Origin of the sequence: Sciscionella marina DSM 45152 (genome assembly GCF_000379465.1) — a bacterium.
GTDB lineage: Bacteria > Actinomycetota > Actinomycetes > Mycobacteriales > Pseudonocardiaceae > Sciscionella > Sciscionella marina.
Window position 1 is genome coordinate 91,764 of the sequence record NZ_KB905383.1, and the last position, 20,373, is coordinate 112,136.

A 20,373-nucleotide genomic window follows, 5' to 3' on the forward strand; every position below is an offset into this window, starting at 1 on the left:
CGTTCACCTCATCCGAACTCGGGCGAAGCCGGTGTCCGCACCGCCTCCGCTGCTTACTTCATACACCTGAGCGGCTCATTCTGCCGTAAGAAAGGCCGGATACGCGCGCTGACCAGCGGCTATCCCCCGCGCGGGTCGGATTCGTCGGGGAATGGCAGGATATGCGGCGTGGCAGACAGCAATGAATCGCTTGTCGGAGTGAACGTGACCGCGACGCTGCACACCTCGCTTGGGTCCATTCGGGTGAATCTCTACCCCGATCAGGCACCGAAGACGGTGGCGAACTTCGTCGGTCTCGCCGAGGGCACACGCGAATACACCCAACCGAACGCCAAGGGCGGCAGCTCCGGACCGTTCTTCGACGGTTCGATCTTCCACCGGGTCATCGAAGGCTTCATGATCCAGGGAGGAGATCCGACCGGCACCGGCCGAGGCGGGCCCGGCTACCAGTTCGACGACGAGTTCCACCCGGAACTGCAGTTCGACCGGCCGTACCTGCTCGCCATGGCGAACGCGGGACCGGGCACGAACGGCTCGCAGTTCTTCATCACGGTCTCGCCGACCGGGCACCTGAACTTCAAGCACACCATCTTCGGTGAGGTGGCCGACCAGGAGTCGCGCAACGTCGTGGACGCGATCGGGACCACCACGACCGGACCAGGCGACCGCCCGGTGAACGATGTGGTGATCGAGCGCGTCGAGATCGAGCGCGGCGAGGGCTGACTTGAGCTATCCCCAGGGTGAGCCAGACGCGCGCGGCCAGCCTGTGTGCGTACGGCACCCTGGGCGGCCGACGCAGCTGTCCTGCACTCGCTGCGGTCGGCCGGCCTGTCCGGAGTGCCTTCGCGAGGCCGCGGTCGGCTACCAGTGCGTCGACTGCGTACACCAGGCGGCCGGGATCGTGCGCACCCCGACCACCGTCGCCGGGGCACCGATCCGAAGAGGACCGCCGGTCGTCACGTTCGTGCTGATCGCGGTGAACGTACTGATGTACGTGATCACCGCATATCAGTCACAGAGCGTCATGCAGAATACGCGGACGCCGCTGTTCGTTCAGCTCGACCTGTTCCCCGCCTACGTCGCAGCCCATGGCGAATGGTGGCGGCTGCTCACGTCCGGATTCCTGCACTTCGGACTGCTGCACATCGTGCTGAACATGGTGTCGCTGTACATCATCGGGCGCGAGGTCGAGGTCGTGCTCGGCCGGATCCGGTTCACCGCTCTGTATTTCACCGCGCTACTCGGCGGCGGGGTCGCGGCCTTCCTGCTCTCCCCGGTGGACACGCAGGTCGCCGGGGCGTCCGGGGCCGTGTTCGGGCTCATGGGCGCGCTGCTCGTCGCGGTCGTGCGGCTCAAACTCGACCCGAAGTCGGTCCTGTTCGTCATCGTGCTGAACCTGGTCATCTCGTTCCAGGTCACCGGCATCTCCTGGCAGGGCCACGTCGGCGGGCTGATCATCGGCGCGCTCACCATGGCCGCGATGGTCTACGCGCCCGCAAAGCGCCGGACCGTCGTTCAGATCGGCACCATCATCGTCATTCTCGCGGTACTCGTGCTCATCTGCGTCCTGCGCACATCTGCCCTCTCCGAGGTCACGATCTGCAACCAGGCGCAGTGGCTCTGCACCACGGGCAGCTAGCGAATCCAGGCGGGCAACCCTCGTGTGTGGTTGTGTTGGCCAGAACCAACACAACCACACACGAGCGCATGTTTGGCCTGGTCAGGATGCACGCAGTGCGGCGAGCTGCCGGTGCACCTCGTCCGGCTCGGTGCCCAGGTCGAAGCGGCCGAGCAGGAGGAGCCGTTCTTCACCGTGCGTGTCGATTCCGTCGAGCTCGAGCAGCTGACCGGTCCGCCCGAGCCGATGCGTGGACCGCAGCCCGACCCGCACCTGGCCGTGGTCGAGGCGATAGGTGTGCAGGGTTCCCCGGACGGTGATGCCGGACGGGTCCGCGCGCAGCCGCGGACGCGCGCGCAGCCAGTGCACCGTGTAGGCGGCGAACACGATCGCGGCGAGGCTCCAGAAGACCACTCCGGCGCGTGCCGAGCTGAGCACCGCGCCCGACACGGACAACGCCATGGCCAGGACCGAGACGACGACCGCGCCGACCGGAGTTGTCCACGAGGTTCTGGTGCCATGTGGATGAATCGGAGAGTTATCCACAGACGATGTCCACACTGGGGATTGGCTTACAGATATGTGTTTCCGCTGGTCAACGCCATTTCATCGTCATCAGCAGACCGGCGATCATGAGCGCGAAGCCGATCAGCAAGTTCCACGAGCCGAGGTCGCCGATGAACGTGATCCGGTCGCTGGCCAGGTAGTAGACGATCATCCAGGCGAGGCCGATGAGGATGAGTCCGAGCATCACGGCGACGTACGCGGGATGCGATGGTCCTACCGCTTTCGCCTTCTTCGGCGTGTTCTGGGTGGCGGGCGGGGTGTAGACCGCCTTCTTGCGGACCTTTGATTTCGGCATCGGAATCCTCGAGCTTCCCTACGACGTCAACGGCGGGTCACGGCTACTGCGCGACCTCCTGCCTGCCAATACGTTAACGTAACCGAACACCGCTGCGCAGGTCCCCGGTGCGGAGCGCCGCGTGTGGACGCCATTCAACCGATCGCCACGACGAGGTGTCCGTGACACATCGAACCGCTGAACAAGACGGGCGGACGTTCGAGGGGCCACCACGAACTCCGACCCCGCCTGCGCACGGGAGCGGTCGTGGGGGCGGTGGCGCGCGGATCCTGCGTGTTCTCGGTGAACTGCTCATCACCCTTGGTGTGATCGTATTGCTGTTCGTGTTCTACGAGGTCTACGTGACCGACTGGTTCTCGGCGCAAAAGCAACGCCAGGTCACCGAACGACTCGAGCAGCAGTGGCAGAACAACCGGGGCAACGGCCTCGGTCCACTCGACGGGCAAGCGTTTGCGCGCCTCTACATCCCGGCACTCGGGCCCGACTATCACTTCTCGGTCGTGCAAGGAACCAATGCGAAAGACCTCGAAGCCGGTCCCGGTCACTATCGGGATACGGCGATGCCGGGGCAGCGCGGCAACTTCGCCGTTGCCGGACACCGGGTCGGGCGCGGTGCTCCGTTCAACGACCTCGACCTCGTGCAGTCCTGCGATGCGATCGTGGTGGAGACCGCTGATCACTGGTACGTCTACCGCATGCTGCCCGAGACCGGTGAGGTCGGCGGCTGGGCGCAGGGGCGTGGTGCGCAACCACGGTGCGCGAACTCGCACGTGCAACCGCTCGGCGGTGCCTATCGAGATGTGCACGGCAAGGACATCGTGCAACCGGATCAGGGGCAGGTGATCGACCCGATCCCCGGACAACCCTCGGACGCCGTGGTCCCGCAAGCACAGGCCTCGCTGATCACGCTGACCACCTGCCACCCGAAGTTCTCCGCGCGGGAACGACTCATTCTGCACGGTGTGCTGGTCAAGTCGTACGAGAAGAGCGGTGACTCGATGCCGCCGGAGCTCGGAGAGACCAACTGATGTACGCGTGGATCTGGCGCCACCTTCCCGGACCGCTCGCCGTCCGGGTGTCGTGCGCCCTCGTGCTCGTGCTCGGGATCATCGCTCTGCTGCTGTTCGTGATCTTCCCCGCGGTGGATCCGCTGCTCCCGTTCAACGACGTCACGATCGACTGAGGGACCGACCCGCTACGGTTGGGCCATGCGAGTACTCGTCGTCGACAACTACGACAGCTTCGTCTACAACCTCGTGCAGTACCTCGCCCAGCTGCGAGTACGGCCCGAGGTCTGGCGCAACGACGCGATCGGCGCCGAGGCGGCTGGGCAGTTCGACGCGGTGCTGCTCTCCCCGGGCCCTGGCACCCCGGAACGGGCCGGGGTCTGCATCGACATGGTGCACGCCTGCGCCGAATCCGGGACCCCGCTGCTCGGCGTGTGCCTCGGGCACCAAGCGCTCGGCGTCGCGTACGGGGCCACCGTGGATCGGGCCGACGAGCTCATGCACGGCAAGACCAGCCAGGTGCACCACGCCGGCCACGGGGTGCTCGCCGGGTTGCCGGATCCGTTCACCGCGACCAGGTATCACTCGCTGACCGTGCTCCCGCAGACCATGCCCGCCGAGTTCGAGGTCACCGCGCTCACCGAAGGCGGCGTCGTCATGGGGATGCGCCACCGCGAGGCGCCGCTCGAAGGGGTGCAGTTCCACCCCGAATCCGTGCTGACCGACGGCGGGCACCGGATGCTGGCGAACTGGTTGCGGCAGGCCGGCTTCGAGGTGCCCGCCCCACTCGTCGACGAGCTCGAGCAGGACATGCGCTCGCTCGCGCAACAAGCGGGCTGAACAGGTCGAACAGGGCACAAGCACGTCGTGCTCGGAGTCACCAGGCTTCGGACAGATCCGCGTGCTGGCGGATCCAGGTGTGCATGACGATGCCCGCGGCGACCCCGGCGTTGATGGAGCGGGTGGAACCGAACTGGGCGATGGACACGCACATCTGCGCGTGTTCGCGTGCGGCCGCGGAGAGTCCGGGCCCTTCCTGGCCGAACAGGAGGATCGCGGCTCGGGGGAGTTCGGTCTGTTCGATCCGGGTGGAACCGGGGGTGTTGTCCACGCCGACGATGCTGAGTCCGTGTTCGCGGGCGTATTCGCCGAGCGCCCCGGCGTCCGGTTGGTGGAACACGTGCTGGTAACGATCGGTGACCATGGCGCCGCGCCGATTCCAGCGTTTCCGGCCGACGATGTGCACCGCTTCGGCGAGGAAAGCGTTTGCGGTACGGACCACGGTGCCGATGTTCGCGTCGTGCTGGAAGTTCTCGATCGCCACGTGAAAGGGGTTCCGCCGGGTGTCGAGATCGGCGACGATCGCTTCCCGGGACCAGTACCGGTAGCGATCGACGACGTTGCGCCGATCGCCCTCGGCGAGCAGTTGCGGATCGTAGTGTTCGCCTTCGGGGAGGCGACCGGTCCAGGGGCCGACCCCGACTTGTTCGGCGGCCCACTCGGTCGGCCCTGGGGTGGGAACCTCGCTCACCTGATCGCGATCAACCACGCCACTGCTGGCCGTACCCGGGCTGGCCTTGTTGTGGGTACTGACCCTGCTGCGGATATTGCTGCTGCGGATACGGCTGTCCGGGACCGGGGCCATAGGGCTGCGGCGGGGCCTGCGGCGGAGGCTGTTGCTGGGGCGCTGGCTGTCGCGGCCCACCCGGAAGCTGCTGGGGCATCGGCTGCTGCGGCATCCCCTGCGGCGCGCCGTACTGCTGCTGTGGTCCGCCGAACTGCGGCTGCGGCGGACCGTTCAGGTCGTCGAACATTCCGCGCATATTGGGCGCCTGGCGCACCACCGGGTCGTCGACCTGGAAGTAGTCGGCCTTCTGGTAGCCGCCGGACATGAGGCTGGTCGGGAAGGTGCCGAACCGCTCGTTGTAGGTCTTCACGTTGCCGTTGTAGAAGCGCCTGCCCGCGGCGATCCGGTCCTCGCATTCGACCATCTGGTCCTGCAGCTGGCGGAAATCGGCGTTGGCCTTGAGGTCCGGGTAGTTCTCGCTGATCTGGAAGAAGTGGTTGAGCGCGCCGTTGAGCTGCTGCTCGGCCTGGCTCTGCATGGTCGGGCCCTGGCCGCGAGTGGCGATCGCGGCCGAACGAGCCTGCACGACCTGGGTGAGCGTCTGCTGCTCGAAGCGGGCGGAGGCCTTGACCGTCTCGACGAGGTTGCCGATCAGGGTGTGCCTACGTTCGAGTTCGACGTCGATCTGGCGCCATGACTCACGGACGGTCTCGTTCAGCCGTACGAACTTGTTCTTCATGCTGATCAGCCAGATGGCGATGATCAGCAACAACACGACGACCGCGGCGATAATGCCGATTACTGCACCAGTGCTCACGATTGGGCAGGCTACCGGTAAGGACCGCTGTGCGGGTGCCGAGTGCGCGTTTTTTACAGTCCGAGTTCGGTCTTGCCGAGCAGGTAGCGGTACGGCAGCCCCTGCGCCTCGACCGCCTCGCGCGCGCCGGTGTCCCGGTCCACGACGGTGGCCACGCCGACGACATCGGCTCCCGCCTCGCGCAGTGCCTCGACGGCGCTGAGTACCGAACCACCCGTGGTGGAGGTGTCCTCGACGGCGAGCACCGGCTGGCCGGCGACCTCGATGCCCTCGACGCGCCGCTGCATGCCGTGTTCCTTGGTGGCCTTGCGCACCACGAAGGCATCGAGCACGGTTCCTTCGGCAGCCGCGGCGTGCAGCATCGCGCAGGCGATCGGGTCGGCGCCGAGGGTCAGCCCGCCCGCGGCGACGTAGTGCCAGTCGGCGGTCAGCCCGCGCATCAGCCTGCCGATCAATGGAGCGGCGGCGTGATGCAGCGTCGCCCGCCGCATGTCCACGTAGTAGTCCGCCGTCTTCCCTGAGGCGAGGGTGACCTCGCCGTGCACGACCGAGAGTTCGCGCACCAGCCTGCTCAGTTCCGAACGGTCCTTCTCGTATGCCCCGCCATTCACCACGCTCACCACGGTGGCGATCTTCGCACAGCGGACTCCGGACGGGCTCCGGTACCCGCGCGGCTCAGGATTTCCAGACGAACTGCGGAACGCTGTCCCCGATATCGCAGAGGTAGTTGAGGTACCCGTCGATGTGCTGCGGCTCGATCTTGCCCTTGCGCCAGGTGAGTAGATCGGAGCGTTCGAAGCGGAACGGCTGCTGGCTGAACCGCTGATCGTCGAGCATCCACTGCATGGTGCGCGGATGCAGCACGTCATAGGCGAACTTGTCGTTGTCGGTCTTGATCCGGAACCGCTCGTTGAACTGTTCGCTCTCGAGCTGCAGATCCCGGCCGATACCGATATTGCCGAACATCCGCGTGGCGAAGTTCTCCGTGCTGACCTGCAGCATCGGTCGTGGTGCGGGCAGGGTGACCGCGACGACCATGTAGTAGTGGGTGACCTCGCGGCGGTCCTTCCCGCTTCCCTCGGTGGTCTTGAAGGTGTACTCGAACGCGGTGAAGTACCGGTTCCGGTGCGCCCCGGTGACCACGAGGTTCCCGGTGCGCCGGTGTCCCTTGCCGAAGGGTTCGCCGCGGAATCGGTTGCCCAGTTCGCCGTTGACCCGCGCGAAGTTCCACCCGTGCCGCGAAGCGTAGGCCGATACCGCGCGCACCCGCTTTTCGCGGAGTTTGTACTGGATGAATGCCCAGCCGAGACCGACGATCCCGATGAGGACGTAGATCCACCAGTTGTTGTGCATGTCTTCGTGGTTCTCCGGTCAGGTCCGCTCGCGACCCTTGGTGGCCTGCTTGGTGATGATGCGCAACAACGGCCGGGGCACGTACTGGCCGAATCCGGTGAGCACCTTGTACGGCAGGGTCGGGACCGAGACGGGCCGGCCGCGGCGCAGATCGGCGAGGCAGTCGGCGACCACCCGGTCCGCGTCGAGCCACAGCTGTTTGGGGACCTCGGACATGTCGTCCCCGGCGGCCTCGTGGAACTCGGTCTTGGTGAATCCGGGGCACAGCGCCATCATCCGCACGTTCGTGCCCGCGAGATTCGCGGCGAGTCCTTCGGAAAGGGCGGTCACATAGGCCTTGGTCGCCGAGTAGGTGGCGCCGGTTCCGGGGAAGAACCCGGCGACGCTGGAGACGTTGACCACCGCGCCCGCGTCCCTGCGGAGCATCGGGCCGAGGGCGGCGTGGCTGAGCCGGAGCACGCTGACTACGTTCACGTCGAGCTGTTCCTGCAACCGTTCCCGGTCTGTATCGACAAATCGCCCACGGGTGCCGAAGCCCGCGTTGTTCACCAACAGATCGATGGGACGGTGCTCGTCGGCGAGGCGCTGTTCGACGCGGCCGCGCTGCTCCGGATCGGCGAGATCCGCGGGCAGCACTTCGACCTCGATGCCGTGCTCGGCGTGCAGCTGCTCGGCCTGTTCCCGCAGACGTGCTTCGGTGCGGGCGATCGTGACCAGGTCATACCGCTCGGCGGCGAGCTTACGGGCGAATGCGCCACCGATACCCGCGGTCGCCCCGGTGATCAAAGCTGTCGGCATGCGTCAACCGTAACGCGTCCGGGTGCGCGTGTTCGCGGGTTCGGGAGATTTCAGCTGTTGCCGCCCAGCTGCGCCGCCGGGCCCGGGTTCGACTGCTCGTTGCCCTCGTCGTCCGAGGTGCGCGGTTGCGGGGCGGCACCCTGATCGAGCTCGGCGGGCTGCTGGATGGCGGTCGGCTGCTGCTGGGGATCCTGCTGCTGTGGCTGGAATTCCTGTTCCTGGGCGGGTTCCGCGTGCCTGCCGGGGTTCGGTGCCTGGTCGACCGGGTCGACGAGGTCGGCGAGCTCCCCGAGGTCGCGCAGCAGGCGCTCGAGGCGAGCGGGCGGTGCATCCGGCGAGATCGCGGCGAGCACCCAGTCGGTCTCGAGCCAGACCACGGTGACGTCCTCGCCGAGACCGTCGGCGATGTCCACGAGGTCCCTGGTGATCATCGCGCGAGCGGTGTTCACATCCGAGACGAAGGCATAGCGCTGGCCGACCGGACCGAGCAGGTCCGGCATCTGGTCGCGCTGGAAGGGCACGTTCGGCAGCCACAGCTCGATGAGCGCGGGTGACTGGCGACGGCACCGGACCGCGGCCACGGTCGTGTCGATCTGCCCCTCGGTCTCCTGGTCGAACACGAAAACCGGGCGCCTGCCGTCACTGGTGAACGTCGAGCCCGCGATCACATCCACGGCCGACTGGCCGCCGAAGTACGCGATCGCGCCCCCGTTCCACTGGTCGAGTAGCCGACTGTCCTCGTCCACGTACTGCCAGCCGCGAAGCGAGGCCCACTTGCGGCGTTCCTTGTCGACCGAATGTTGCACCGTGCGGCCGCGCAGCAGCAGATATGCGCCCGCGCCGGCAGCGAGTACGGCGATCACGAACCACAACCACGCTGGAAGTCCCACCGTGCGCAGAGTAGTCGCCACCAAGATCATTTTCGTGATCCGGGTGCGGCGTTTCGCCCATCTGGCCCAGTCAATCCCCCGCGCAGGTCACTTCGGGTTTGTGAGTGCTTGTGTTGGTTCTAACCAACACAAGCACTCACAAGCGGGTGTTTGCGCTGGTCAGTCGGGGTCGAGTCCGGTGTGCACCGCCCCGGAGACCTCGCTGAGGGTGCCCTCCTCGTTCATCCGCAGTGCTCCGGTGAGCAGGCCGACGACCTCGTTCATGCTGTGCCGCCCGGGGTCGGCGATGGCCACGCGTTTGCCGAGCCGGTGCACGTGCACGCGATCGGCGATCTCGAACACGTGCGGCATGTTGTGGCTGATCAGCACGACCGGGATGCCGCGGTCGCGGATTCGCCCGATCAGCTCGAGCACCTTCGCGGATTCGGCGACCCCGAGCGCGGCGGTGGGCTCGTCCATGATCACGACCTTGGTGCCGAACGCGGCGGCGCGGGCGACCGCGACGGCCTGACGCTGTCCACCGGAGAGGGTCTCCACGGTCTGGCTGATCGATTTGATGCCGATGCCGAGCTCGTCGAGCACCTGCTGAGCGTGTTCCCGCATGCCCTTGCGGTCGAGGTGGCGCAACAGCTTGCCGCGCCAGCCAGCCAGCCTGCGTTCACGCCCGAGGTAGAGGTTGCTGGCGATGTCCTGCGCGGGCGCGACGGCGAGGTCCTGGTAGATGGTCTCGATGCCGTGGCGGCGTGCCTCGAGCGGGCCGCGGAAGCGCACCGGTTTCCCGTCCAGCTCGATGCCGCCCTCGTCCGGGATGACCGCCCCGGACAGTGTCTTGATGAGGGTGGATTTGCCCGCGCCGTTGTCCCCGACCACGGCGAGCACCTCACCGTCGGCGAGATCGAAGTCGGTCCTGTCCATGGCGACCACGTGCCCGTAGCGTTTGGACAGGCCGCGTGCGGTGATACTCATGGCTGCCTCCGTCGTGCGAACCGGTCCACCGCGACCGCGGCGATCACGAGGACACCGATGGCGACCTCCTGGTATAGGTCGTCGACCCCGAGTTGGGTGAGCCCGGACTGCAGCACCGCGACGATGAGCGCGCCCACCAGGGTTCCGGTGACCCCGCCGCGGCCGCCGAACAGGCTGGTGCCACCGATGACCACCGCGGTGATCGACTCCAGGTTGCCGGTCTCGAAGGCGTTCGGGTCGGCGTTGGGCACCCGGCCGAGCGCCTGCCAGGCGGCGATGCCGTAGATCAGTCCGGCCACGATGTACACCGAGAGCACGGTGCGACCGACGTTGATCCCGGTAAGCCGCGCGGCCTCCGGGGCATTGCCGACCGCGTACACGTGTTTGCCCCAGGAGGTGCGCACCAGCGCGTACCAGACGACGATGAACATGATCAGCGCCAAGGTCATGCCGTAGGTGACCGGAATACCGCCGAACAGGTAGCTCTCGGTGCCGAGCCAGGCCAGCACTCCGCCCTTGACCGGGACGGACTGCCCGCTCGCGAACAGCCTGCCGAGCGCGGTGAGGATCGTGAACAGGCCCAGGGTGACGATGAACGGCGGTAGCTTCGCCCTGGTCACGAGCGTGCCGATGAGGAACCCGATGACCACCGAGGTCACGATCCCGGTGACAAGGCCGAGCCAGCCCGAGGTCGCCCCCGAGGCCACCAGCATCGCCATGATCAGGGTCGCGAGCACCGCGTTCGAGGCGTTCGACAGGTCGATGCCGTTGGTCAGGATCACCAGCGTCTGCCCGAGCGCGAGGGTGCCGATGACCAGCGACTGCTCCACGACCAGCGAGAGATTGTCCAGATTGAGGAACGTGTCCGTGGACACCGAGAACACCACGATGGCGACCACGAGCGCGAGCAGCGGACCCACCACGGGCGACCGCCGGAAGATCTCGCCAGGGTCGAACCGTTTCGCCTGATCCTGCGTCACCGCTGTCACCGCGCACCCCCGATTCCCGGTCGTGCGTGGTTGTGTTGGTTAGAACCAACACAACCACGCACGACACCTTTTGACCTGGTCATTTGTCGCTCCAGCAGTGTTGTTTGCCCCATGCGGGGTCCTTGGTGGGTACGCCGGGAACGGGTTGCTCGGCGATGGGTTCGGAGCCCGTGTCGTGGAAGCCGGACGGTTTCTTGCCGCTGTGGGCGAACTCGGCCCCCGCGTCGACGCCGAGCCGGGCCATCTTGGCGGGGAACTGCATGACGTCGACGTTGTAGCCGCCCGCCGCGACCTGGGCGACCCCGCTGCAGCCGCCGTCGATGGTGCCGAAGCTGACCTTCTTGAGCAGTCCGCGGGAGGTGAGCGCGGCCGCGGAGCCACGGGCATTGGCCTCGTTCATGTTGTAGACGACGGTGGCCGAGTCGTCGCGCTGCAGCAGGTTCTCGGTCGCCTGCTGGGCCTTGTTCTGATCGCCGTTCGTGGATTGGTGGCCGAGGATCGCCGGGGAGTTCTCGGCGATCCCGAACCCGTTGAGGAACCCGGTGCGCCGCTGGGTGTTGACCGAGGACCCGTCGGTGCCGTCGATCATCAGCACCTTCTGCTGCCCGTCACCGGCCGTCGCCCGCAGGTACTGGCCCTGTTTCTGGCCCGCCTTGTAGTTGTCGGTGGCGAAGGTGGCATCCACCGCGGTCTTGGGTTCGGTCTCGGAGTCGAGGGCGAGCACCATGATGCCGCGTTTGCGTGCCTCGCGGATCGCGCCGACGGCCCCGGTCGCGGTGCTCGGGGTGATCAGGATGGTGTTCACCCCGCGCTGCATGAGGTTCTCGATCGCGGTGACCTGGCCTTCGTTGTCCCCGTCGAACTTGCCCGCGAGCGCGTAGAGCCTCGCGCCCAGCTTGTTCGCCTCGGCCTCGGCCGCTTTACGCATGGCCACGAAGTAGGGATTGCTCTCGGTCTTGGTGACGAGTCCGATCGTGGCCTGGCCACCGCTGGAGGTGTTGCCGCCCCAGTAGCGTTTGCTCGTGCAGCCGGATGCGGTGGCCAGGATGAGGAATGCGCAGCCGGCCGCGAGTACGCGGACCGACCGTTTTCTTGGAACGCGCACGACGAGCTCCTTCGCTCGGGCTTTGCGTGGTCGGTGCGCACCGTAATAACGGCCCTGTACGCTAGGCAAGCGTTTGCGCAAACGAATGCGGACTGTGTACGGAGGGCGTTGTCATGGTGACGATGAAACAGGTCGCCGAACTCGCCGGGGTCTCCATCACGACCGTCTCGCACGTGCTGAACGAGACGCGCAAGGTCGCGCCGGACACCCGCGAACGGGTGCTCGCGGCGATCGAGTCGACCGGCTACACCGGGGACGCCATCGCACGCTCGCTGGTCACCGGTGGCACCCGTTCGCTGGGGGTGGCGATCTCGGTGGTCACCAATCCGTACTTCGCCGAACTGCTCGCGGCGATCGAATCGCAGGCCACCGCGGCCGGGTACACGCTGCTGCTGATGGACACCCACGATGACACCGAGATCGAGCGGACCGCGGTGCGCGCGCTGCGCTCGCGCCGGGTGGACGGCCTGCTGCTCACCCCGTCCTCAGCCGCGCGCAGCTCGGTGCTTCCCGAACTGATCCGGCTCGGCATGCCGACCGTGCTGGTGGACCGGTTGCCCGCGGGCCGCGCACTCGACCAGGTCGGACCGGAGAACGTGCAGTCGACCTCGAAGCTCGTGGAGCATCTCGCCGGGCACGGGCACACCAGGATCGGCATGGTCAGCGGTGCCGAGGAACTGACCACGAGCCAGGAGCGGGTGCTCGGTTACCGGCTCGGGCTCGGCCGTGCCGGGCTCGCCTGGGATCCCGCGCTGGTGATCAGCGGGAACTCGTCCAACCTCGGCGCCCGCGACGCGCTGCGCCAGCTGCGTATCCTCGACCCGCCGCCGACCGCGCTGATCACCGGCAACAACGTGATGACCGCCGGGGTGCTGCACGCCGCGCGGGCCGAGGGGGTGCGCATCGGCGAGGACCTGGCCATCGCCGCCTACGACGACATGGACTGGGCGGAACTGGTCGATCCGCCGCTGACCACCATGGCCCAGCCGGTCGATCAGATCGGGCGCGCCGCGGTGGACATGCTGGTGCGCAGGCTCGCCGACCCGCAGCGCGAACCGGAGACGGTGCGGTTTCCCGCGGAGTTCCGTGGCCGCAAGTCCTGCGGGTGCTGAGGCTCAGAGTTCGTCGAGATGAGGCAGTCCGTTCGCCTCCTTCGACATCCACTCACGCAAGGCCTGGGTGGCCCGCACATCGTCCTCGTTGTAGCGCAGGATCCGGTCCCGCTGGTCCGGATGCGTGTCCCCGCCGCCGTATCCGACCGCCTCGCGATACCAGCGCATCGAGTTCTCCCCGCCCGCCTCCGGATCGCGCCAGCTGAACCCGGCGACCGGGGCGACGACCTTGAGGCCCTTGCCGCGCGCGCAGAGGAACTGTTCGGAGACGCAGGCGTAGAGATCGACCCACTGATCGGATTCGATGAACCGGCGCACCTGCGCCTGGCTCGGCATCCCCGCGACATCGGGGAAGCGTTCGGGGGAGGAGAGCAGCCAGCGGTTCTCCGCGCGCTCGTTGTAGCAGTAGGCGCGGAAGCTGAGCCCGAGTTCCGTGCAGCGTGTGCGCACCTCGGAGAACCAGGCCCAGAATTCGACGAAGGAACGTCCCTCGTCCCCGCTCGGCAACGGGTCCCAGGTCACGAACGGGTGGTAGCCGGGTTCCATGCCGATCGGTTCCCCGGTGAGCAGGCAGCCCCACAGGTACGCGCCCGCGTCCCCGAAGCTCTCCATGTCCACGTCGACCTCGACATCCGCGCGGGGCACCAGGACCTCGCCGACCTTGCGGATCACCGTCGCGTCCGCGAGCCAGGCCCTGGCCAGGGCGATGGCCTCGCGCAGCTGGCCGGTGAACCCCTCGATCCGCGCGGTGTACTCGGTAGCGGCGAGCTCGTCGATGGTGCTCACCCCGGCCGCGCGAAGCTGATCGGCATCGTTTCCACTGGTCACCAGGCTCACATCGCGCTGCTCGGTCAACCGCTCGCTGCACTGCGACCACCACGGGCAGCGGCGGCAGGCCATGATCCGGGAGGGCGCGGTGTCCCTGGACCCGGTCGCGATCGCGAGCCGGTCGGCGAACCTGGTGTCGTACTCGGCGAGCGCGGTGTGCCCGCCTGGCCAGGTCGCTGCCTCGAGGTCGTGCCAGAGCACCACATCCGCGTCGAGCCCGATCACCCCGCCGCGGGCCCGGCCCGGTGCGGCGTACCCGGTCGGCTCGAGCAGCCGCCAGGCGTGCGCGAGGCGCAGCTGATCCCCGGAGTGCGCGCGGGCCTTGCGGTTCGGATCGGTGCCCGCGCAGCGGTACCAGGGGCTGGTCAGCGGTGCGGTGCGGGCGCCCTCTCCGGGATCGGTGATCCGGTGGTGCGCGATGAGCACGGGAAGGTAGCCCTCGCCGGTCCGGATCAGCAGCGGCACCGAACCGCGGCGGCCCGCGTCCCGGTCCGCGGGCAGGACCGCACCGGAGATCAGGGAGGCTCCTTCGCGCAGGGCATCGAGTGTGCCGTCCGGCCCACCCTCGGCCAGCTGCGTGCCGAACCGCTCGCTGAGCACCCCGAGAACCGTGGCCAGATGGGCCGCGCGATCGGCGCGCCGTTGCTCGGCTGCGGGATCGGCCGGTACTTCCGGGCGCACCGCCTCGGGGTCGTGCTCGAGGCGCACACGATGCCGGCACCGGTTGATCACTCCGGCGTCCAGCAGCGGCGTGCTTGGGGACGAACTCACCCGGCCAGAGTATGGGCACCCACTGACAATCGCCGAGCGCGGTACGTTAGCCGCATGGCACGCAAGGACAAGACCGGTGAGGCCGAGCAGAAGCCGAGGATCACCCCGGGCAGGGCGAAGAACGCGGTCAAGGTCGTCAGGGTGCTCGCCCCGAGCGTGCTGCCCGTGGTCGCGCCGTATGCCGCGCAGGCCGTCGCCTATGCCCGCGACGGCTACGAACGATTGCGCGCGCGGCGGCTGGGGATCGCCGTCGACCAGCTCGGCGAGTACACCGGCCGGGGTGCGGCCATGCACGCCCGGATCAACGGGCTGCGCTCGGCCGTGGGGGAGCTCGCCGAGTCCGCCGAGCGCACCGAGGACGATCTGCGGTTCGCCACGCGGTCCGCGTCCACCCTGGATAAGCTCGCCACCGCCGTCCGCGCCGCCGAACGCATGCCGACGGCTCGTCGCCGTGCCGCGCACCGGGCCGTCGCCGAAGAACTCGACATCGTCGAGGCCGGCCTGCTCGCCCGACTCGGTGTCGTTCAGTAGTCACTCGAACACGGCACGCTGGTGAGCCGAGCTCGCGAGGCGAACCGAAGACACAGCCGTGCGTGGTTGTGTTGGTTCTAACCAACACAACCACGCACGAGCACCTGTTTCACCAGGTCAGGATGCTATTGCCGCGTGCATGGCGAGGATCCGCTGCGCGGCTTCCACGTGCAGGTTCTCGATCATCCTGCCGTCCACGGTGACCACGCCCTTGCCTTCGGCCTTGGCCTGATCGAAGGCGTCGATGATCCGGCGGGAGCGCTCGACCTCGGCCTCGCCGGGCGCGAACACCCGGTTGCACGGTTCGAGCTGTTTGGGGTGGATGAGGGTCTTGCCGTCGAAGCCGAACTCGCGGCCCTGAACGCATTCGGCCTCGAAACCCGCGAGGTCGGCGACGTCGTTGAACACCCCGTCGAGGATGACCTTCCCTGCGGCGCGCGCACCGAGCAGCGCGAGGGACAAACCGGTCAGCAGGGGAGCGCGACCGGGGACGTGTTCCGCGTGCAGTTCGTTGGCCAGGTCATTGGTCCCCATGACCAGTACGGTCAACCGGTCACTGGCCGCGGCGATCCGTTCGGCGTCCAGCATGGCCTTCGGAGTCTCGACCATGGCCCAGATCGCGGTGTGCCCCGGCGCGTCGGCCGATTCGAGTGCGCGCTCGATCGCGTGCACCTCCTCGGCGGAACCGACCTTGGGGACCAGCACGGCATCCGGACCGGCGGCCGCCGCCGCGCGCAGGTCCTCGGCATGCCACTCGGTGTCGGCGCCGTTGACCCGGATGGCGATCTCGCGGCGCCCGTATTCGCTGGAGGCCGCGGCCGCGCACACCTGGGTGCGTGCCTGTTCCTTGGCCTCCGGGCTCACCGCGTCCTCGAGGTCGAGGATCAGCGCGTCCGCGTCGAGGCCCTTGGCCTTCTCCAGGGCGCGCTCGTTCGCCCCGGGCATGTACAGCACCGAACGGCGCGGACGGTACTCACTCATTGCCGTACTCCTTGGCCAGTTCGGGATCGCGCGCGGCGAGCTGGTCCGCGAGTTCGGCGACCACGCGGCACTGCTTGACCGAGGCGTCGTCCTGCATCTTCCCGTCGATCATCACCGCGCCGGTGCCGTCGCCCATCTCCGCGATGACCCGCTTGGCCCAGCGCACATCCTCGGGAGCGGGGGAGAACACCTTGCGCGCGATCTCGATCTGCACCGGGTGCAGGCTCCACGCGCCGACGCAGCCGAGCAGGAAGGCGTTGCGGAACTGGTCCTCGCAGGCGACGGTGTCCTGGATGTCGCCGAACGGTCCGTAGTAGGGCAGGATCCCGTGCATCACGCAGGCGTCCACCATGCGCGCCACGGTGTAGTGCCACAGGTCCTGCTGGTAGGTGGTGCGCCCCTCGGACAGGTCCTCGCCGACCGGATCGGTGCGCACGAGGTATCCGGGGTGCCCGCCGCCGACCCGGGTGGTCTTCATCCGGCGAGACGCGGCCAGGTCGGCCGGTCCGAGCGAGATGCCCTGCATGCGCGGTGAGGCACCGGCGATCTCCTCGACGTTGGCCATGCCGGACGCGGTCTCCAGGATGGCGTGCACCAGGATCGGACGGCTCAGCCCGGCACGTGCCTCGAGCTGGGCGAGCAACCGGTCCACGTAGTGGATGTCCTGCGCACCCTCGACCTTGGGCACCATGATCACGTCGAGCTTGTCGCCGATCTCGGTGACCAGCGTGGTGAGGTCGTCCAACACCCACGGCGAGTCCAGTGAATTCACCCGCGTCCACAATTGCGTGGCGCCGAATTCGCTTTCCTTGCCCACCCGGACGAGGCCGGCCCGCGCCGCCTCTTTGTTGTCCGCGCGCACGGCGTCCTCGAGGTTGCCGAGCAGTACGTCGACCTTCTTCGCGATGTCCGGGGCCTTGGCCACCATTTTTTCATTCGACGGATCGAAGAAGTGAATCATTCGCGAAGGCGTGAAGGGGATTTCGCGCACGGGCGGCGGCGCGCCGACGGCGAGCGGGGCGAAAAAGTCCTTTGCTGAGCGCATCCGATGAGCCTCCGTTGTGCCTGGTGTACCGAACGGTAACCTAACGCGTCTGCTCGGTTGGCCGAATCATGATTTCGTTCACGGCGGCGTGCCGCCCTCGGGTGACCATGTACTCGACCGCATCGGCGATGTCTTCGGCGCGCAGCCACTCGTGTTCCTCGGCGCCAGGCGGCCAGCTGTTCGCGGTCATCTCGGTGGCCACGAGCCCGGGCTCGACGATTCCGACGCGCACATAGTTCGCGGTGACCTGCTGGCGCAGTCCTTCGGCGAACGCGTTCACGGCGAACTTCGTCGCGGAGTACACGGGGTTGTGCGGGCGGGCCACGCGCCCGGCCACCGAGCTGATCAGCACGAGATCGGCGACCTCGCGCGGCCCGTCCGCCGCGGCGTGCAGATAGGGCAGCGCGGGATGCACGCAGTTCAGCGTTCCGGTGACGTTCACCGAGACCATGTCCTGCCAGGCGCGCAGATCCTGCTCGGGGCTCACGGATCCGGCCGCGGTGACGAGCACGTCGATGCGCCCGTGTTCGGCCCCGATCCGTTCGATCGCGGTGCTGACGGACTCCGGATCGGTGACGTCCACCGTGATCGGGAACCCGGTGGCGCCGCGGTTGCCGATCTCCTCCGCGAGCTCGGTCAGTTTCTCCGCGCGCCTGCCGAGCAGGGCGATCCGTGCCTCGGATGCGGCGAAGCGGAGCGCGGTCGCCGCACCGATGCCGCTCGACGCACCGCTGATCACGACGACGGCCTCGCTGAGTCGGTCCTGTGCCACGGATCCGAGTGTCCCACCATCGAGAAGAGATCGAGGTCACGGCGTGATCCGCTGGGCGGCAGTATCCCCCAAACGGCCGAATAGCCGGGCAGAACCCGCTCGACCGCTCATCGACCGGTTATCGCTCACCTTGGTCCGTCAGCCGCATGCGGGCGTCCGGGGCGGTGGCAGCCGCCTCGAGTGCTGGTACTTCATTAGGGGCAACGGGTTCTATGGGCAGGAGGAACAGCAGTGACGAGCGGCACCGAGGGGCATGCGGTCATCCATCGTGAGGCCGAGCTGTCCTCCGCAAGGACGCTTGCTCCGGTCGAACTGCCCGCACCCGCGGAGTATCTGGCCGAAGGCGCGGCGCGCAGGCTCGGCTGGCACGGCAAGCCGGTCGGCCAGATGAGCATCTTCGGGCGCAAGGTCATCGTCTTCGCTCAGCTGCGGACCGAGGCGCACGCCGAGCGGATCTGCATCGGCGCCCCGCCGGTCACCGATCGCACCGAGGTCGCCACCTGGGTCTGGCCCGAGATCGCGCCGAAGGCACCGCCGGTCGCCGTGGACATCGTCGGAGTGCTCGCGGTCGCGCGGCACTGGCGCACCGCCCTCGCCTGCGCGGGCCCGTTCGCGAAGTACTGCGATACCGGGATCGTGCTGCCCTGGTCGGCCGCGATGACCGGGGACTACCTGTACCGCTGCCTTCCGCGCGCGAACTCCCATGGCGTCGCGGTGCTCACCGGCGACCCGGACGGCAAGGTCAGCCTCGACCAGGCCGGTTCGCAGGCCCCGCTCGTGCACGAGTGGGACACCGTCGAGCGCTGGCTGAACGAGAAGGTCTACGAGCGCATCCTCGCATGCGAGTTGTGATCGCGGGCGGTCACGGAAAGATCGCCAAACTCCTGCTTTCCCGGCTCGCCGAACACGGCGTGGAGTGCCTCGGCCTCGTCCGGAATCCCGAACACACCGCGGAACTGCGTGCGCTCGGCGCGGAATCGGCCGTGCTGGACCTGGAGACGGCCCCACTCGCCACGGTGGCCGAGATCGCCGAAGGGGCGGACGCGCTCGTGTTCGCCGCCGGTGCGGGGCCGGGAAGCGGTGCGGCGCGCAAGGACACCGTCGACCGCGCCGCGGCCGTGCTGTTCGCCGAGGCCGCGCAGACCGCGGGAGTCCTGAGGTTCGTGCAGCTTTCCGCGATGGGACTGGACCGGGCCTATCAACCGGGTGTGGACGACGTGTTCTCCGCCTACCTGCGCGCGAAAGAGGCCGCCGAGCGGGATCTGCGGGAGCGGGACGGTCTCGAGTGGACGATCCTGCGGCCGGGGCGGCTCACCGACGAACCCGCGACGGGTTCGGTGGAGCTCGCCGAACCGGGGGTCCTGGAGACCGGCTCGGGTTCGGTTTCCCGCGCGGATGTCGCCCTCGTGCTCGCCGCGCTGCTGGAATCCGGCTCGGCGGCCGGTAAAACCGTCGAATTGCTCGCCGGGAACACCCCGGTGGACGAAGCGGTCGCCGCACTCTGATCCGGACCGTCCACAGTGGATTCCGGGAATTCTTGCGCGCACCGCGATGGAAGACGAAATATCCTCGCGTTATGACGGGTTCGTTGTTCGAAATGGGTCCGCGGGAAATCGCCGAAGGCGCGGTCCATGTGCCCGGTTGGCTTTCCACGGAACATCAGCGCGAAATCGTGATCGCCTGCCGGGAATGGGCGCGCGGTCCGGTTCCGATGCGCGCCGCCCGGTTGCCGAGCGGACACCGGATGTCGGTGCGCACCGTCTGCCTCGGCTGGCACTGGCGCCCGTACGCGTACAGCAGGACCGCCGAGGATGTGGGCGGGGCGCGGGTGGCGGAGTTCCCGGACTGGCTCGGCGCGCTGGGCAGATCCGCGCTCGCCGATGCCTACGGCACCCCGGCCGGGGACTACCGTCCGGACACCGCACTGATCAACTTCTACGACGAGCACGCCAAGATGGGCATGCACCAGGATCGCGATGAGGTCTCCCACGAACCGGTCGTCTCGTTGAGCATCGGGGACACCTGCTTGTTCCGATTCGGTAACACCGAGAACCGCGGCAAGCCCTACACCGATATCGAGCTCGCCTCCGGGGACCTGTTCGTGTTCGGCGGCCCCTCGCGGCTGGCGTTCCACGGGGTGCCGAGTGTCCGGCCCGGAACCGCCGACCCGGCGACCGGTCTCACCCACGGTCGCATCAACATCACCCTCCGTGTCACGGGCTTCTCGTGAGGCCAGTGCTGATGGCACTCGCTCCCACTCGCTCGTCGTGCGCGCGTGTGTCGGTTAGAACCAACACAAGTGCGCACAAGCACCCGTTTGCGCAGTTCACAGTGCCTGCACTGAAAGCGTGACGGCGCGCT

25 protein-coding genes are annotated in these 20,373 nt (G+C 67.9%); 10 read left to right on the top strand and 15 right to left on the bottom strand.

Features of this window, described 5'->3' with window-relative positions:
* Positions 1-168 precede the first annotated feature (168 nt).
* Both A37U_RS0111580 and A37U_RS43220 read left to right on the top strand, forming a co-directional pair.
* The gene (locus A37U_RS0111580) at positions 169-723 is read left to right on the top strand and encodes a peptidylprolyl isomerase (protein ID WP_020496807.1); all 555 of its coding nucleotides are present in this window, start codon (positions 169-171) and stop codon (positions 721-723) included.
* A 178-nt stretch (positions 724-901) separates the two neighbouring features.
* Positions 902-1,639 (top strand): rhomboid family intramembrane serine protease, encoded by a 738-nt coding sequence (locus A37U_RS43220; RefSeq protein WP_020496808.1) that lies wholly within the window; start codon positions 902-904, stop codon positions 1,637-1,639.
* Between the two features lie 81 nt (positions 1,640-1,720).
* On the opposite strand, the gene A37U_RS43225 is transcribed toward A37U_RS43220, so the two are convergent.
* A complete protein-coding gene (locus A37U_RS43225) occupies positions 1,721-2,080 on the bottom strand; it encodes a PH domain-containing protein (RefSeq protein ID WP_020496809.1) in 360 nt (119 codons plus the stop codon).
* 133 nt (positions 2,081-2,213) lie between these two features.
* Positions 2,214-2,480, bottom strand: a complete 267-nt coding sequence (gene crgA / locus A37U_RS0111595) for a cell division protein CrgA (RefSeq protein ID WP_020496810.1) — start codon at positions 2,478-2,480, stop codon at positions 2,214-2,216.
* Positions 2,481-2,641: 161 nt separating this feature from the next.
* On the opposite strand from crgA, the gene A37U_RS0111600 reads away from it, so the two are divergent.
* From A37U_RS0111600 to A37U_RS0111610, 3 genes are read left to right on the top strand one after another with little or no spacing between them, the layout of a single operon-like run.
* Positions 2,642-3,508 carry a class E sortase gene (locus A37U_RS0111600; protein WP_240437551.1) on the top strand — a complete coding sequence of 289 codons (867 nt, stop codon included), beginning with the start codon at positions 2,642-2,644 and terminating at the stop codon, positions 3,506-3,508.
* Positions 3,508-3,663, top strand: a complete 156-nt coding sequence (locus A37U_RS52565; RefSeq protein ID WP_020496812.1) for a hypothetical protein — start codon at positions 3,508-3,510, stop codon at positions 3,661-3,663. Before A37U_RS0111600 ends, A37U_RS52565 begins: the two co-directional genes overlap by 1 nt.
* Positions 3,664-3,688: 25 nt before the next feature.
* Positions 3,689-4,327 carry an aminodeoxychorismate/anthranilate synthase component II gene (locus tag A37U_RS0111610; RefSeq protein WP_020496813.1) on the top strand — a complete coding sequence of 213 codons (639 nt, stop codon included), beginning with the start codon at positions 3,689-3,691 and terminating at the stop codon, positions 4,325-4,327.
* Between the two features lie 37 nt (positions 4,328-4,364).
* On the opposite strand, the gene A37U_RS0111615 is transcribed toward A37U_RS0111610, so the two are convergent.
* From A37U_RS0111615 to A37U_RS0111655, 9 genes are all read right to left on the bottom strand, one after another.
* Positions 4,365-5,018 carry a TrmH family RNA methyltransferase gene (locus tag A37U_RS0111615; RefSeq protein WP_020496814.1) on the bottom strand — a complete coding sequence of 218 codons (654 nt, stop codon included), beginning with the start codon at positions 5,016-5,018 and terminating at the stop codon, positions 4,365-4,367.
* 10 nt (positions 5,019-5,028) lie between these two features.
* Positions 5,029-5,871, bottom strand: coding sequence for a LemA family protein (locus tag A37U_RS49075; RefSeq protein ID WP_020496815.1), 843 nt, complete (start codon positions 5,869-5,871; stop codon positions 5,029-5,031).
* A 53-nt stretch (positions 5,872-5,924) separates the two neighbouring features.
* A complete protein-coding gene (pyrE, locus tag A37U_RS0111625) occupies positions 5,925-6,494 on the bottom strand; it encodes an orotate phosphoribosyltransferase (protein ID WP_020496816.1) in 570 nt (189 codons plus the stop codon).
* 52 nt (positions 6,495-6,546) lie between these two features.
* The gene (locus A37U_RS48240) at positions 6,547-7,224 is read right to left on the bottom strand and encodes a hypothetical protein (protein ID WP_020496817.1); all 678 of its coding nucleotides are present in this window, start codon (positions 7,222-7,224) and stop codon (positions 6,547-6,549) included.
* A gap of 18 nt (positions 7,225-7,242) precedes the next feature.
* Entirely contained in the window at positions 7,243-8,022 is a 780-nt protein-coding gene (locus A37U_RS0111635; protein WP_020496818.1) for an SDR family NAD(P)-dependent oxidoreductase, read from the bottom strand.
* A 50-nt stretch (positions 8,023-8,072) separates the two neighbouring features.
* Positions 8,073-8,912 (bottom strand): type III secretion system chaperone family protein, encoded by an 840-nt coding sequence (locus tag A37U_RS43240; RefSeq protein WP_240437552.1) that lies wholly within the window; start codon positions 8,910-8,912, stop codon positions 8,073-8,075.
* A 159-nt stretch (positions 8,913-9,071) separates the two neighbouring features.
* Positions 9,072-9,878, bottom strand: a complete 807-nt coding sequence (locus A37U_RS0111645) for an ATP-binding cassette domain-containing protein (protein ID WP_020496820.1) — start codon at positions 9,876-9,878, stop codon at positions 9,072-9,074.
* Positions 9,875-10,858: an ABC transporter permease gene (locus A37U_RS0111650; RefSeq protein WP_020496821.1), complete on the bottom strand. Its 984-nt coding sequence runs from the start codon at positions 10,856-10,858 to the stop codon at positions 9,875-9,877. Before A37U_RS0111650 ends, A37U_RS0111645 begins: the two co-directional genes overlap by 4 nt.
* Positions 10,859-10,946: 88 nt before the next feature.
* Positions 10,947-11,972, bottom strand: a complete 1,026-nt coding sequence (locus A37U_RS0111655; RefSeq protein WP_020496822.1) for a substrate-binding domain-containing protein — start codon at positions 11,970-11,972, stop codon at positions 10,947-10,949.
* A gap of 113 nt (positions 11,973-12,085) precedes the next feature.
* On the opposite strand from A37U_RS0111655, the gene A37U_RS0111660 reads away from it, so the two are divergent.
* Entirely contained in the window at positions 12,086-13,084 is a 999-nt protein-coding gene (locus A37U_RS0111660; protein WP_020496823.1) for a LacI family DNA-binding transcriptional regulator, read from the top strand.
* A gap of 3 nt (positions 13,085-13,087) precedes the next feature.
* Here the strand turns inward: A37U_RS0111660 and A37U_RS0111665 are convergent, their stop codons facing one another.
* Entirely contained in the window at positions 13,088-14,683 is a 1,596-nt protein-coding gene (locus tag A37U_RS0111665) for a TM0106 family RecB-like putative nuclease (RefSeq protein WP_240437553.1), read from the bottom strand.
* 54 nt (positions 14,684-14,737) lie between these two features.
* Here A37U_RS0111665 and A37U_RS0111670 point away from each other — a divergent pair, with 54 nt between their 5' ends.
* Positions 14,738-15,214, top strand: a complete 477-nt coding sequence (locus tag A37U_RS0111670; protein WP_020496825.1) for a DUF6474 family protein — start codon at positions 14,738-14,740, stop codon at positions 15,212-15,214.
* A 117-nt stretch (positions 15,215-15,331) separates the two neighbouring features.
* Here the strand turns inward: A37U_RS0111670 and A37U_RS0111675 are convergent, their stop codons facing one another.
* From A37U_RS0111675 to A37U_RS0111685, 3 genes are read right to left on the bottom strand one after another with little or no spacing between them, the layout of a single operon-like run.
* Entirely contained in the window at positions 15,332-16,195 is an 864-nt protein-coding gene (locus A37U_RS0111675) for an HpcH/HpaI aldolase/citrate lyase family protein (protein ID WP_020496826.1), read from the bottom strand.
* On the bottom strand, positions 16,188-17,240 hold the full coding sequence (locus A37U_RS0111680) for an HpcH/HpaI aldolase/citrate lyase family protein (protein ID WP_020496827.1): 1,053 nt from the start codon (positions 17,238-17,240) through the stop codon (positions 16,188-16,190). Before A37U_RS0111680 ends, A37U_RS0111675 begins: the two co-directional genes overlap by 8 nt.
* Before the next feature lie 40 nt (positions 17,241-17,280).
* Entirely contained in the window at positions 17,281-18,012 is a 732-nt protein-coding gene (locus tag A37U_RS0111685) for an SDR family oxidoreductase (RefSeq protein WP_020496828.1), read from the bottom strand.
* 231 nt (positions 18,013-18,243) lie between these two features.
* On the opposite strand from A37U_RS0111685, the gene A37U_RS0111690 reads away from it, so the two are divergent.
* From A37U_RS0111690 to A37U_RS0111700, 3 genes are all read left to right on the top strand, one after another.
* Positions 18,244-18,864 (top strand): hypothetical protein, encoded by a 621-nt coding sequence (locus A37U_RS0111690; protein WP_020496829.1) that lies wholly within the window; start codon positions 18,244-18,246, stop codon positions 18,862-18,864.
* Positions 18,852-19,517, top strand: coding sequence for an NAD(P)H-binding protein (locus A37U_RS0111695; RefSeq protein ID WP_026197117.1), 666 nt, complete (start codon positions 18,852-18,854; stop codon positions 19,515-19,517). Before A37U_RS0111690 ends, A37U_RS0111695 begins: the two co-directional genes overlap by 13 nt.
* Positions 19,518-19,588: 71 nt before the next feature.
* Positions 19,589-20,242 carry an alpha-ketoglutarate-dependent dioxygenase AlkB family protein gene (locus A37U_RS0111700; RefSeq protein WP_020496831.1) on the top strand — a complete coding sequence of 218 codons (654 nt, stop codon included), beginning with the start codon at positions 19,589-19,591 and terminating at the stop codon, positions 20,240-20,242.
* The last annotated feature ends 131 nt before the right edge of the window (positions 20,243-20,373 follow it).